This is a genomic window from Pseudomonas sp. SDO5215_S409 (genome assembly GCF_054071325.1).
In genome coordinates, this window is record NZ_JBSVWN010000007.1 from 13,464 (window position 1) to 27,092 (window position 13,629).

9 protein-coding genes are annotated in these 13,629 nt (G+C 63.8%); 4 read left to right on the forward strand and 5 right to left on the reverse strand.

Features of this window, described 5'->3' with window-relative positions; genetic code table 11:
• Positions 1-34: 34 nt before the first annotated feature.
• Positions 35-2,554, reverse strand: a complete 2,520-nt coding sequence (locus tag ACW9H9_RS05675; protein WP_457342296.1) for a CS1-pili formation C-terminal domain-containing protein — start codon at positions 2,552-2,554, stop codon at positions 35-37.
• Positions 2,555-2,665: 111 nt separating this feature from the next.
• Complete coding sequence (locus tag ACW9H9_RS05680) at positions 2,666-3,166, reverse strand: CS1 type fimbrial major subunit (RefSeq protein WP_457342295.1); 501 nt, start codon at positions 3,164-3,166, stop codon at positions 2,666-2,668.
• A gap of 468 nt (positions 3,167-3,634) precedes the next feature.
• Here ACW9H9_RS05680 and ACW9H9_RS05685 point away from each other — a divergent pair, with 468 nt between their 5' ends.
• Positions 3,635-4,210 (forward strand): PadR family transcriptional regulator, encoded by a 576-nt coding sequence (locus ACW9H9_RS05685; RefSeq protein WP_457342294.1) that lies wholly within the window; start codon positions 3,635-3,637, stop codon positions 4,208-4,210.
• Complete coding sequence (locus tag ACW9H9_RS05690; protein WP_457342293.1) at positions 4,207-4,974, forward strand: siderophore-interacting protein; 768 nt, start codon at positions 4,207-4,209, stop codon at positions 4,972-4,974. The genes ACW9H9_RS05685 and ACW9H9_RS05690 overlap by 4 nt, the downstream gene beginning before the upstream one ends.
• 39 nt (positions 4,975-5,013) lie before the next feature.
• On the opposite strand, the gene ACW9H9_RS05695 is transcribed toward ACW9H9_RS05690, so the two are convergent.
• Both ACW9H9_RS05695 and ACW9H9_RS05700 read right to left on the reverse strand, forming a co-directional pair.
• Positions 5,014-5,643 carry a Pr6Pr family membrane protein gene (locus tag ACW9H9_RS05695; RefSeq protein WP_457342292.1) on the reverse strand — a complete coding sequence of 210 codons (630 nt, stop codon included), beginning with the start codon at positions 5,641-5,643 and terminating at the stop codon, positions 5,014-5,016.
• Positions 5,644-5,647: 4 nt separating this feature from the next.
• Entirely contained in the window at positions 5,648-5,881 is a 234-nt protein-coding gene (locus ACW9H9_RS05700; protein WP_457342291.1) for a VF530 family protein, read from the reverse strand.
• Between the two features lie 225 nt (positions 5,882-6,106).
• Here ACW9H9_RS05700 and ACW9H9_RS05705 point away from each other — a divergent pair, with 225 nt between their 5' ends.
• Entirely contained in the window at positions 6,107-8,131 is a 2,025-nt protein-coding gene (locus tag ACW9H9_RS05705) for a TonB-dependent receptor (protein WP_457342290.1), read from the forward strand.
• Positions 8,132-8,509: 378 nt separating this feature from the next.
• On the forward strand, positions 8,510-10,924 hold the full coding sequence (locus tag ACW9H9_RS05710) for a glucose/quinate/shikimate family membrane-bound PQQ-dependent dehydrogenase (protein WP_457342289.1): 2,415 nt from the start codon (positions 8,510-8,512) through the stop codon (positions 10,922-10,924).
• 76 nt (positions 10,925-11,000) lie between these two features.
• Here the strand turns inward: ACW9H9_RS05710 and ACW9H9_RS05715 are convergent, their stop codons facing one another.
• Positions 11,001-13,337 carry a putative bifunctional diguanylate cyclase/phosphodiesterase gene (locus ACW9H9_RS05715; RefSeq protein WP_457342288.1) on the reverse strand — a complete coding sequence of 779 codons (2,337 nt, stop codon included), beginning with the start codon at positions 13,335-13,337 and terminating at the stop codon, positions 11,001-11,003.
• Positions 13,338-13,629 lie beyond the last annotated feature (292 nt).

The window sequence follows — 13,629 nt, forward strand, 5'->3', positions numbered from 1 at the left end:
CGGGCCACCACGGCCCGCGGGAGTGCGTACCGGCTCAACCGGCGGTCTGCGCACCGTGGACAGCCTCCGCGAGGGTGTCTGGCGTGCAGCGCAGGTCGCCGATCAGCAACACGTCGCGTTCCTGGCGCGCGGTGTTCGGGTCGAGCCGGAACTGGCAGAGCAACTGGTTGGCGTAGCGCACCTCCAAGGTCGGTGCGCCGGTGTTCATTTCCATGGAGAAGAACCCGTCCACCTCGCTCACCCCACGGCTGGCGTGGTTGATCACGTGGTGGCCCTTGAGCGGGTTGCCCTGCTCGTCGAGCAGGCGGCCCAGCACGGTGACGGTGCGCATCACGCTGATCTTGCGGTAGTCCACTCCGCCCTTGTTCAGGTGGTAGTTGCTTCGGGCCGGCTGGATGTTGGCGGCGGGCGGGTGGTTGCCGTCAAAGTCGAAGGCCAGCGTGCTGTTGCGGTAGGCGGTGATGGGCACAAAGTTGCGCCCGGGGCGCAAGCGCGTGCTGCCGCCAGACAGGTCATCGGCGCGCAGGGTGATGGCGTCGAGGTCGGTTTCTACATCGATGATCATCCCGGCCCCGCTGCCTTGGTGCTGGCTGCTCAGGGCCATCTTTTGCCCGCCCACGGCCACGGTGCTGCTCAGGTTGAGGCCGCCGGTGAGTTGGTCGTTGAAGGAGGAGCGCTGGGCGAAGGCATCGCCGTACAGGTGGTCGGTCTGGAAGCTGGTGCGACCCGACAGGCCCACGCCATAGGTGTCGGCGATCAGCGTGCCCGACACGCTTTGCAGCGCGTGGCCTTCAAGGCTGCGCTGGTAGGTCAGCGAGCCGTTGTTGTCGCGGCGACCGTCGCGGGCGGTGCGGGTGCCAAGGCTGGCCGACCATTGCTCGCCGGGCGCTCCCAGGGCGATGCTCACGCTCAGGTCCACCCCACGGTTGCGCTTGTCGCCGGTGCTGGCGGTGGCCGGGCGGTCGAACACCGACAGCCGCCAGTTGGCGTCGTTGCCCAAGAGCGAGGTGCGCTCGCTCCAGCCCAGGTCCAGGCCCCAGCCCTGGAGGTTGCCCTGGCTGTAGGCAAGCCGTGAGTTGATCGAGCTTTTGTTGCTCAGGCGATGGTTGAGCGCCAGCGACGAGTTGCTGGTCTGGCCGATGAACACGGTACGCGGACGCAGGCGGGTGCCGTCGGGCAGGAGCTCGTAGGTGCGGCGCGTGTCCAGCCAGCTGCGGTTGTGGCTGAACACCAGGCTGCCGCTGCCGTAGCTGTACAGGGTTTGCAGGTCCAGGCCGGTGCCGTGGTCCTGGGTCTGGTAGACGTTGGCATACAGGCTCAGGCTGTTGGCCAGGGTCCAGTCGATGGACGTGCCCAACTGCATTTTTTCACGCACCTTGCGTGTGGTGGCGCCCAGGATCACCCGGGGGTGGGCCAGGTAGTTGAGCGCCGCGCCGTAGGTCATGAAGCCGCTGGATTGTTCATCCCAGTTGCTCAGCAGTTTGGTTTCACGCCCCAGGAAGCTGCTGTAGCGAAAGCGCTCGTCGGCGTTGCGCCAGTTGTTGGGCTTGTACACCAGCTCTTGGGTGGTCGTGGTGGTGAGGCCGTCTTCGACCAGGCGCACTTCCACTTCGTAGATGCCGCCGGGCAAGGGCCGCGTGTCGAGGGTCTGCAAACCGGCGGACACCGGCTGGGTGTTGATCAGCAAGCCGTTGCGGTAGATCTCCACCGCGGCCTGGCGGCTGGCGGTGACGTAGATCGGGTAGACACTGGGCTTGGGGTTGTTGATGAGCAGGCTGTCGGAGCTGGCAAACATCACGCCCACCGCGGTGTCCGGGTTGGCGCCAAACGAGCGCACTTGCCGGGTGAGGCCATCGGAGCCGGGCATGAAATAGCCCAGGCGCAGGAAATTGCCGTGCATTTCGCGCTGCGTATAAAGCTCGTGCACCGCGTGGTACAGCTGGGTGTCGGTGCCGCCAAAGCGCGACAGTTGCAGGTTGAATGCCTGGCTCCAGTTGCCGAGGCTGGAACTGGCTTCCAGGCCATAACGCCCCCCCACGGCCTGGCCTTGGCCGCCGTTGAGGTTGAGCTGGTTGTTGACGATCAGGCCCAGGCTGCCCGCCTCGGGCTGGTCGTAGTAACGCTTGGCTTCGCTGTTGCGTTCCACGTTTTGCGTGAGGATCGACACCAGCGAGTTTTCCAGGCTGTAGTGCAACGCCAGCAACTGCGCGGGGCACGTGCCTTCGCAGCCGCCCAGGGGCAGGCCCGGTTGCAGGATTTGCTGCCAGGTGTCGCGCTCGGCAGGCGTGAAGGCGCTGTCGGCGGTGTCGGTGAATTCCAGCAGCGTGATGCGATCATCCCGGCCCAGCACGATCATGGCTTCGCCGAGAAACTGTTGGTCCAGCTCCACGCGCACGGCCAGGGGCACATCAAAGAAGTGCTGTTCAAACTCTGCCGGCAACCCCTTGGACTGCGACAGCAGGCTGCCCGCCGTGGTGGCGACTGGCGTTGCAGCCAGGGCACTCGCGCAAAGCGATAGCATGAGCGCACCCGCGATAGGCGTCTTTGAAAACATGAACGGAATACTCGTCAATACAGGCAGTCGGGACTGTTGAACAGGGCGAGTGAACACACCCGCCCTGTTCATGAACCCGTGGCGTGAGCCGCCACGGGGTGCAGCCAGGGCTTAGAGGAACGGCGCGCGCGGTACGGCGTCGAAAATCACCGTGTAGTTGGCGGTGTAGAGGCCGTTCTGGGTGTCGAGCGGCTTGGCCGGGGTGATCACCAGGTCTGCCTGGGTGCCCGGGGTGGATTGCGGGTCATCGACCACTTCTTGCGGCGTGGCGGTGAGCACGACGCCGTTGAAGGTGTTGGTCAGTGCAATGCTGTTGCTGCCGTTGTACAGCGCAGCAGCCGTAGGGCCGCCTTCGATATAGGCATGCACCGAACCGTCGGTGTTTTTCACGTCAAAGGTGGCACGCAGGGAACTCAGTTCACCGCTGACCGGGTTGTAGTTCATGGTTTCATCTTTACCAAAGTTGGGGTCTCGCGGCTGAGCATGAAACTGCTTGGTCGGGATATCCGCTTTGATTTGGATGGACGTGCGCGCGTCCTCGGCAGCAAACGCCACGGTAGAGCTAACGGCGATGGCCAGCAGCGAGGCGGCAACGGCAGTTTTTTTGAACATGTTGGATACCTGTTTTCTAATAAAAATCAAAGTTTTAGAAATTACTGAAACGCTCGAAAACTCGAAACTTTCCAATAAGTTGCATTGACGAACTTGCCGTTCGTTCAAAGCGAGACAAGTATCCAGCGGTAAAAAAAACCGGTAAGCCAGCAGTTTCCCATTCGCACGTAGCCCGAGCACGATGCACTTGATAGGAAGAAAGTGGCATTTTGCCAAAACTTTAAAAGTTCCTGTAAGACTCAGACTACATAGGCGTAAACATGCAACTTTTATGTTCACTAAAAGGCTGTAAGAACGGTATGACATTCACCCAAGTTGGTGAATGCCCAAGTGGCGATCAATAACGTAGGACAAGGCTTGCGTCACAGGCGGTGATCAGGGCGGGACCACTACCGTTGGTCTGGTGGGCTTGCTACACATTTAAGATATATCTTAAGTTGTATCTAACCATAACGGAGAGGCGCACACATGAGAGAGCATCACCCCCATCACCCCCACCCTCACGAAGGCCGCGACGGCTTCGAGAAACGCCCGGGCCGCGAACGCGGTGGCCGTGGCCCCCGGGTGTTCGCACCGGGCGACCTGAAATTGCTGCTGGCGGCGTTGATCGCCGAACAGCCGTGCCACGGCTATGACCTGATCCGCCAGATCGAAGGCCTGTTCGACGGTGCCTACAGCCCCAGCCCCGGGGTGATCTACCCCACCCTGACGTTTCTGGAAGAAAGCGAGTGGATCACCGGCGACGCCGAAGGCGGCAAAAAACGCTACACCATCACGGACGCCGGTCGTCTCTTTTTAAGTGAGCAGGCGGTGGCCCTGGACGGCGTGCGCATGCGCATCGACGTCAGCAAGCGCTCGTTGCGTGGCCATGACCGCCCGCCCGAAATCCACGAGGCGGTGCACAACCTGCGCCATGCCTTGCAGTTGCACCACGGGCGTTGGAGCCCGGAAGAAATCGTTCGTGTCGCGGGCCTGCTCAACGGCACCGCGCAAGCCATTGTCGACGGCCCGGCCGTCCCGTCTTCCCAGGGGAAAAGCCAATGAATACGCAAGTGATCCACCGCGTCAGTCACGAGATTGTCCGTCGCCGCCTCGAAGTCTTGCGGGTGGTGGACATCACCCCGCGCATGCGCCGCATCACCGTGGGCGGGCCGCAACTGGCGGGCTTCGTGAGCCTGGGCAGCGACGACCACATCAAGCTGCTGTTCCCACAGAACGCGGCCGAACAGGCGGCGCTGGAAAGCCCCACCTTCAGCATCAAGGGCGACGGCCCGCAACCGCCGATGCGCGACTACACGCCACGGCGTTTCGATGCCGCCCTGGGCGAACTGGACATCGACTTCGTGCTGCACGGCGACGGCCCCGCCTCGACCTGGGCTGAACAGGTGCAAGTGGGCCAGCCGCTGTACATGGGCGGGCCACGGGGCTCGATGATCGTGCCGGACATCTTTGACAGCTACCTGCTGATCGGCGATGAAACCGCCTTGCCCGCCATCGCCCGGCGCCTGGAAGAACTGCCGGCCGGGCGCACGGTGCTGGCGGTGATCGAGGTGGCCGATCTCAAGGAGCGCCAAGCGCTGCACAGCGCAGCGATGGTGGAGGTGATCTGGGTGGTGCGCGGCACCGACGACCTGCTGCACACCGTCAGCCAGTTGAAAGTGCCGGCCGGCAAGCTGTACGCGTGGGTGGCGACCGAAACCAAAGTGTCGCGCCAGCTGCGCCGCGTGCTGCTCGACCAACACGGGCTTGACGACGAATACCTCAAGGCCGTGGGTTACTGGCGTGCCGAGGGCAGTGACGAAGCCTAACCCGCCTGCGTTGGATCGTTCCCACAGGCGCGGGGACGATCACCGCGCGCGGGGTGATTTGAGCACGCGGTCCAGGCCCACGATCACCAGCGCCACCAGCACAAAGCCCGCCAAGATGCCGCCCGCGTTCACGAACACCTGGGGATAACCCAGCGTGTCCACATCGATGAACGGGTACTGGTACTGCCCCAGTTCATGCCCGCGCAGCAGCGCATAAGCAAAATACACCACCGGGTAAATCACCCAGCCGGCCATGTGCCTCACGCGCAAGCTGCCCTTGGGCACGCAGCGCCACCAATAGCCCAGGAACAGCAGCGGCATCACGTCGTGCAGCAACTCATCGGCGATAAATTGAAAGCCTTGGGGGTGCCACAAATGCCGCAGCAGCAGGTTGTAGGCCAGCCCCACCACCAGGATGCTCACGCAAATACCGCTGCTGATGACCGGGCTCAGGAAAAACCGGCGCGCGGCGCCCGGGCGGCCTACCCACGCGTGCGTCAACACCACCGCCGCCAGGGTGTTGGTGAGCACGGTGAAAAAGCTGAAGAAGCTGACCAGGCCGCCCAGCAGGCTGGCCTCGGCGCTCCAGCGCGAATAGAAAATCAGGTACTGCTGAATCGCCAACCCCGCCCAACCGGCCAGGGCCGCCAGCGCCACATAACCGCTCACGCGCTCAGTCCTGCGGGCGTTTGGTGCGCATCAGCTTCACGTACAAGCCTTCGACTTTTTCCCGCGCCCAAGGCGTCTTGCGCAAAAAAGTCAGGCTGGACTTGATGCTCGGGTCGCTCTTGAAGCAGCGAATGTCGATGCGCTCGGCCAGGCCTTCCCATGCGTAATGCTCAACCAGGGTGGTGAGGACGTGTTGCAGGGTGACGCCGTGCAGCGGGTCGTTGCTTGTTGCGGTCATGCCGGGCCTTTTTGCAAAAAGAAGAAACGAAGCCGCGCACCTTAGCCGACGGGTCGGGCCGGTGGAAGCACCGCCTTCACTATAGCCGCTGGAAAAAGTTCCCCTTCCCGACACAAAAAGAGATGTTATATTGTAACCATAACGATCAAATGTATGCGTCTCGTTACCGTCGCCGCCTGGTTTTTTGACTTGGCGCACCCCTGTGCGCCGCCTAAGGAATGACCGATGTCTCTTTCTTCTCCCCTGCTCTGGCGCCTGTCCCCGCTTGCCGCCGCCGTGTTGATGTGTGCCCAGGCCCATGCCCTGGAACTGCAACCCCAAGTGATCACCGGCAACCCGTTGGGCAGCCCGCAACTGGCCTCGCCCACCACCGTGCTGGAAGGCGATGACCTGACGCTGCAACAAAAAGGCAGCCTGGGTGAAACCCTCAACAAACAGCCCGGCGTGTCCTCGTCGTACTTCGGCCCGGGGGCCAGCCGCCCGATCATTCGGGGCCAGGACGGCGATCGCATTCGCCTGTTGCGCAACGGCGTGGGCGCGCTGGACGCCTCGTCACTGTCTTACGACCACGCCGTGCCGCTGGACCCGGTCAACGTCGACCGCGTCGAAATCGTGCGCGGCCCGGCCGCGTTGTTGTATGGCGGCAGCGCCATTGGCGGGGTGGTCAACACCTTTGACAACCGCATCCCCACCGAAGCCATCGAAGGCATTCACGGGGCTGGCGAGCTGCGCTACGGCGGCGCCGACACCACCCGCAGCAGCGCAGGCAAACTGGAGGCGGGCAACGGCACCTTCGCCTTGCACCTGGACGCCAATGCCCGCGAGTTCAACGACCTGAAAATCCCCGGTTTTGCCCGTGACCGCCACGCGCCGCCAAGCGAAGACGACGACGCAAAGCACGGCCGCCTGGGCAACAGCAGCGGGCGCCAGGACGGCGGCGCGGTGGGCGGTTCCTACACCTGGGACGACGGTTACGCCGGGCTGTCCTACAGCAATTACGACAGCAACTACGGCTCGCCCGCCGAGCAGGATGTGCGCATCCGCATGAAGCAGGATCACTACGCCTTCGCGTCCGAGATCCGCAACCTGCAAGGCCCGTTCACCTCGGTGAAGCTGGACGCGGGCTACACCGACTACGAGCATCGCGAGATCGAAGGCGGCGAGGTCGGCACCACGTTCAAAAACAAGGGATATGAAGCCCGCGTGGAAGCCCGCCACCAGCCGATCGGCCCGTTCAACGGGGTGGTGGGGGCCCAGGTCACCCGCAACGAGTTTTCGGCGCTGGGCGAAGAAGCCTTCGTGCCGCAGACCGACACCAACGCTGGCGCGCTGTTCATCCTTGAAGAAATGCAGGCCACCGAGCGCCTCAAACTGAGCCTGGGCGCGCGCCTGGAACACACCAGCATCAACCCGGACAGCAAGGGCAACGAGCGTTTCGCCGCCGCCGACAAAACCAGCGACTTCACCGCGGGCAGCCTGTCGTCCGGCGCGGTGTACACGCTGACGCCGGTGTGGTCGCTGGCCGCGACCCTGGGCTACACCGAACGCGCACCGACGTTCTACGAGCTGTACGCCAACGGTGCCCACGTGGCCACCGGCACCTTTGAATTAGGCGACGCCAACCTGTCCAAGGAAAAGGCGGTGTCCAGCGACCTGGCCCTGCGCTTTGACAACGGCACCCACAAGGGCAGCTTTGGCGTGTTCTACAGCCACTTCTCCAACTACATCGGCCTGTTGGGCACGGGGCGCACGCTCAACGATGAAGGCGAGGAAGACGCAGGCGGCATTCCCGAATTCAAATACTCGGGTGTGCGTGCACGTTTCGCAGGCTTTGAAGCACAGGATCACTGGAAGCTGGGCGAAGGGGCCTACGGCAAGTTCGCCCTGGAGCTGTCCGGCGACTACACCCGCGCCACCAACCTGGACACCGGCGAAGCCCTGCCCCGCATCGCCCCGCTGCGCGTGAACAGCGGGCTGCTGTGGGAACTGGACCGCTGGCAAGCGCGTATCGATGTGGAACACGCCGCCGGCCAAGGCCGCGTGCCCGACAACGAAAGCGGCACCAACGCCTACACCACCCTGGGCGCCAGCGCGGGCTATCGCTTCAACCTGGGCGGCAGCCAGTGGCTGGCGTTCGTCAACGGCGAAAACCTGACCAACCAGACCGTGCGCTACGCCAGTTCCATCCTGCGTGACATCGCCCCGGCACCGGGGCGCAGCGTGCAAGTGGGCTTGCGCACCACCTTCTGACGCCGCTTTGCGCAACATGCTGGGGGGGCTCGCGCCCCTCTGGCCACGCCGCATAAACGCCCGTTCGGGCGACTGTTACCAAATCCGAAAGGATTCATCTTGTGAATGCCCCTTTTTCTATCAATAGAGGGGCTTTATCCTTGCCCGCAACCCACTGAAACGTTTCACCTCTCGGTCGATCCCGATTTGCCCCTCGCTACAAGCCTTTAAAGACAGCGCTGTCTTTGAGCAACTGGCGCTTGGCGATCGGTTTTTCGCCTGTGGATAACCCAGCCTTTCTCGCAAAAAACTGAATACCGCTGAACCAAGCCCGCGCCGAATCGTCATCTACAGTGAACACGTGCGCGTCTACATAAAATGTTACGGAGAGACAAACCTATGAGCACTGCCAGTGCTTCAAGCCCGAGCCGACTCTTGCCCAGGCTGTTGGGGATCTTGCTGTTGATAATGGGCCTGGCCTTATTGGCCGGGGGGATCAAGCTGAGCCTGCTGGGCGGCTCGCTGTACTACCTGCTGGCCGGTATCGGCCTGGCGGTGACCGGGCTGTTGCTGCTGGCCAACCGTCGCGCGGCCCTGGGCCTGTACGCACTGGTGCTGTTCGCCAGCACCGTGTGGGCCCTGTGGGAAGTCGGCCTGGACTGGTGGCAACTGGTGCCGCGCCTGGCCCTGTTGTTTGCCTTAGGGATTGTCATGTTGCTGCCCTGGTTTCGCCGCCCGCTGGTGTTCACCCAGCCAGCCCCGCTGGGCACCGGCGCGCTGAGCGTGGCCGTGGTGCTGGCCGGAGCGGCCGCCGTCGCCAGCCAGTTCACTCACCCAGGCATGGTGGTGACGGGCGAGCTGCAACGCGACGCCGTCCCTGGCATGGCCAACGCCGCGCCGGCCCAGCCCGACGGTGACTGGAACGCCTACGGCCGCTCGGCCTTTGGCGACCGCTACTCGCCGCTGGCCCAGATCACCCCGCAAAACGCGCACACCCTGGTGCCCGCCTGGACCTATCGCACCGGCGACATCCCAGGCCCGGGCGACCCCGGCGAAACCACTGCCGAAAACACCCCGCTGAAGGTCAACGGCATGCTCTATGTGTGCACGCCCCACAGCCAGGTGATCGCGCTGGACCCGGACACCGGCAAGGAAATCTGGCGTTTCGACCCAAAGATCAGCAGCCAGGGCGCGCACAATTTCAAAGGCTGGGCACACATGACCTGCCGTGGCGTGTCGTATCACGATGACGCCGCCTACGCCTCCGAGCAAAGCCCCACCGGCAGCGCCAGCCCCACCGCCGCCCCGAATGCGTGCCCCAAACGCATCTTCGTGCCCACCGCCGACACCCGCCTGATCGCCCTCAACGCCGACACCGGCAAGATGTGCGAAGACTTCGGCGACAAAGGCCAGGTGGACCTGCGCGCCAATATCGGCAGCTTCGCCCCCGGCGGTTACTACTCCACGTCGCCACCGGCCGTGACAAAAAACCTGGTGGTGATCGGCGGCCATGTCACCGACAACGTTTCCACCGACGAGCCCAGCGGCGTGATCCGCGCGTTCGACGTGCACACCGGCAAGCTGGTGTGGAACTGGGACAGCGGCAACCCGGACGACACCACCCCGCTGGCCGAGGGCAAGACCTACACGCGCAACTCGCCGAACATGTGGTCCATGTTCGCGGTGGATGAAAAACTCGGCATGCTTTACCTGCCGATGGGCAACCAGATGCCCGACCAGTACGGCGGCGACCGCACGCCAGACTCCGAGAAATACAGCGCTGGCCTGACCGCCCTGGACATCGACACCGGCCATGTGAAGTGGACCTACCAGTTCACCCACCACGACCTTTGGGACATGGACGTGGGCGGCCAGCCGTCGCTCGTCGACATCAAGACCGCCGACGGCGTGAAGCAAGCGGTGATGGCGTCGACCAAGCAAGGCAGCATCTACGTGCTGGACCGCAGCAATGGCCAGCCGGTGGTGCCGATCAACGAGATCCCGGTACCGCAGGGCGCGGTGGCGGGCGATCACACGGCGCCGACCCAACCCAAGTCCGACCTCAACTTCATGCCGCCGCCCCTCAAGGAGCGTGACATGTGGGGCGTGACGCCGTTCGACCAGTTGATCTGCCGGATCGACTTCAAGTCGATGCGCTACGACGGCCCGTTCACCCCGCCGTCGCTGCAAGGTTCGATCGTGTACCCGGGCAACTTCGGCGTGTTTGACTGGGGCGGCATTTCCGTGGACCCGGTGCGCCAGATCGCGTTTGTGAACCCCAGCTACATGGCGTTCAAATCCAAACTGATCCCGGCAGCCGACATCGCCAAGCAAGGCCCGCGCGTGAGTGAAACCCAAGGCGTGCAGCCCAACAAAGGCGCGCCGTATGGCGTGATCCTCGAAGCGCTGCTGTCGCCGATGGGCCTGCCGTGCCAGGCACCGGCGTGGGGGTACGTGGCGGCCGTCGACCTGACCAACCACCAGACCCTGTGGATGCACAAGAACGGCACCGTGCGCGACAGCTCGCCCGTGCCGATCCCGCTGACCATGGGCGTGCCCAGCCTGGGCGGCACGTTCACCACCGCCGGTGGCGTGGCGTTCTTGAGCGGCACCCTGGACCAGTACCTGCGCGCCTATGACGTGAAAAACGGCAAGCAACTGTGGGAAGGCCGCCTGCCTGCGGGCGCGCAAACCACCCCGATGACCTACACCGGCAAGGACGGCAAGCAGTATGTGCTGGTGATGGCTGGCGGGCACGGCTCACTGGGCACCAAGCAGGGTGACTATGTGATGGCGTTCAAACTGCCGGACTGACCCCCGGCAGGCTCAGGCTCCGCGTTTGTGACTGGGACGCGGAGCCTGCTCTTTTAAAGCCCGATGTTCGGGTGCCTTACACCGGCACCCGCTCGCGCATCATCCACATCTCGAACGCCATCGCATTCAGCGGCCGGCTGATGAGGTAGCCCTGGGCGGTGTCGCACTTCCACTGTTTGAGCAGCTTCAGGCTGGGCTCGAACTCCACCCCTTCGGCGACCACCTTGAGCCCCAGGTTGTGGCTCATTTCGATGGTCGAGCGCACGATTACGCCGTCGCCGGTATCGCTTTCCAGGTTGCGCACAAACGACTGGTCGATCTTCAGTTCCTGCACCGGCAGGCGCTGCAGTTGCGCCAGTGACGAATAGCCGGTGCCAAAGTCGTCCACCGACAGGCTGATGCCACAGCCGCGCAGTTGCTCCAGCACGCGAAGGGCCTGCTGCGGGTCGTGCATGATCGCGCTTTCGGTGAGCTCAAAAACCAGCTGCCCGGCCGACACCCCGTGCTGTGACAGCAATTGGGTCACGCGCACGGCCAGGCTGTCATCGGCCAGGTCGTCCACCGAGATGTTCAGCGAAAGCTGCACGTGCAGGCCGCGCCCGCCCCACTCGGCCAATTGGCGGATCGACGCCTCGATCACCCATTGGGTCAGGCTGCCCATGCTGCCGGTGCGCTCGGCCAGCGGGATGAACTCGCCCGGCGACACCAGGCCCAATGTCGGGTGCTGCCAGCGCAACAAGGCTTCGGCCTGGCGGACGTGGCCCTTGTGCAGGTCGAGCTTGGGCTGAAAACACAAAAACAATTCGCCCTCGGCCGCGGCCCGGCGCAGGTCGCGGATAAGGGTGATCTGGCGCTGGTGCGCGAGGTCGCGGTCTTGCTGGTAGATCTGCAGATACCCCGGCAACGCCGCCGCGTCGTGACGGGCAATGGCGGCGCGGCTGACCAACTCCTCCACCTGCTGGCCGTCGGTGGGGTAGGCGGCCATGCCAATGCTCACTTCATGGCGCAGCTCATGCCCGCCGATGCGTTGGGGTTCAGTAAGGCGAGCGTAGAGCCGATCGGCCAGGGCAACGGCGCGGTTGATGCCGGTGTTTTCCAGCAACAGCAAGAATTCGCTGCCGGTGATGCGCGCGGCGGTGTCACCGGCCGACAGGCTCGACACCAGGCAACGGCTGGCTTCACGCAACATTTGCTCGACGCCTTCAGGGCCGAAGCCTTCGTTGATCACCCGGTAATTTTCGATCCCCAGGTACAGCAACACCACGGGCCGACGGGCGCTGATGGCACTGCCCAGGCGCTCGATGGCCAGGGCGCGGTTGGGCAAGCCGGTGAGCGAGTCGTGCAAGGCGTTATGCGCCAACTGCTGCTCCCGCACGCCGATGGCGGTTTGCATGGCGTTGAACGCACGCGCCAGCAGGCCGAACTCATCGTGGCTGCGCACCCGCACGGGCGTGCGGTAGTCGCCAGCGCCGATACGCTCGGCGGCCTGCACCAGCGTGTCGAGTGGCCGCGACACCCGCCGCGCCAGGAGCAACGCCGCCGCCAACGACACCATCAACACCACCACGGCGATGGCCAGAAACTGGTGGTCCAGCGGGGCAAAGGATTCCAGGGCATGCGCCAGCGGGCTTTGCAGCAACACGCGCACATCCCCGCTGTGACCGGTGTTGGCCAACAGCAGCACCTGGCTGAGATAACGCTGGCCGTGAAACAGGTTGAACCGGGGCGCCTGCTGGTTTTGCAGGCTTTGCAGTTCGCTGATGACCGTGGCGTCAAACGCATCAGGCTGGGTGCTGAACAGCGTGCCGGGCACGCCGTCTTGGATGCCGATGAAGGACACTTCCAGATTGCTCATGGAACGCAGTTCATTGGCAAACAGATCGTCCATGGGGAACCCCATCACCACCCGGGCAATGGGCAGCGGGTTGACGACTTCCTTTTGCACCAACAGGTAAGGGCGGCCATTCAAGGCGCCGATCAACATCTGCAAGCCGTTGCGCTGCGCGTCGTGCAGCACCTGGTTATACGCAAAGGGCTCGTCGGCAGTGAACGCCGGTAGCGTGCTGGCGATCACCCGGCCATCGAGGCCCAGCACAAGCACCTCACTGGACCCCAGGCCCGTGCCATGCCAGCGCAGCGCGGTCAGGATCGCGGCGGGGTTGCCCCCGGCGACGGCGTCGCGAAACGGCTGGTCGGCGGTGAGCCAGTCGAGGCCGTATTGCAGGCGCCTGCCGCGCAGGTCCAGCAACCGCTCGAACACCTGGCTGCCGGTTTCCAGTTGCACGTGCGCCTGGTTTTCCACGGCGTGGGTGGTGGCGGTCTTCACGGCCACGTACACCGCCGTAATCACCACCAGCAACAACAGCGCCAGTACCCCGGCGATACGTGTCTGAAACGTATGGCGCCACTTCATGTTCGTGCCCTCTGGCAACGCCCGCCCCCTCCAGCCCCAGCCTCCCTGTGTCATACGCGTCCCTCGCAACTGCTGACATGGCGTCAAAAAAACATCTTGAATTTGCAGATATTTGAATAAGTCAGACTAGCTGCCGATCACCAGAAGCGCACCCAGTAAATCCGGGTTATTTACTGTCATTTTATTGACGACAATTCCCTATCGCCGGGGCCGCCAGCCAGAGCCAGCCGGGCCGCGCGTGCAGGGTTTCCCCGCCACCGATAGCTGACAAATTGTTGCGAACGGGACCTGC

What these genes read in the sequence shown, in the direction of transcription:
- ACW9H9_RS05675 (WP_457342296.1), bottom strand. Translation starts at nt 2,554, where the DNA reads ATGTTTTCAAAGACGCCTATCGCGGGTGCGCTCATGCTATCGCTTTGC.
- ACW9H9_RS05680 (WP_457342295.1), bottom strand. Translation starts at nt 3,166, where the DNA reads ATGTTCAAAAAAACTGCCGTTGCCGCCTCGCTGCTGGCCATCGCCGTT.
- ACW9H9_RS05685 (WP_457342294.1), top strand. Translation starts at nt 3,635, where the DNA reads ATGAGAGAGCATCACCCCCATCACCCCCACCCTCACGAAGGCCGCGAC.
- ACW9H9_RS05690 (WP_457342293.1), top strand. Translation starts at nt 4,207, where the DNA reads ATGAATACGCAAGTGATCCACCGCGTCAGTCACGAGATTGTCCGTCGC.
- ACW9H9_RS05700 (WP_457342291.1), bottom strand. Translation starts at nt 5,881, where the DNA reads ATGACCGCAACAAGCAACGACCCGCTGCACGGCGTCACCCTGCAACAC.
- ACW9H9_RS05705 (WP_457342290.1), top strand. Translation starts at nt 6,107, where the DNA reads ATGTCTCTTTCTTCTCCCCTGCTCTGGCGCCTGTCCCCGCTTGCCGCC.
- ACW9H9_RS05710 (WP_457342289.1), top strand. Translation starts at nt 8,510, where the DNA reads ATGAGCACTGCCAGTGCTTCAAGCCCGAGCCGACTCTTGCCCAGGCTG.
- ACW9H9_RS05715 (WP_457342288.1), bottom strand. Translation starts at nt 13,337, where the DNA reads ATGAAGTGGCGCCATACGTTTCAGACACGTATCGCCGGGGTACTGGCG.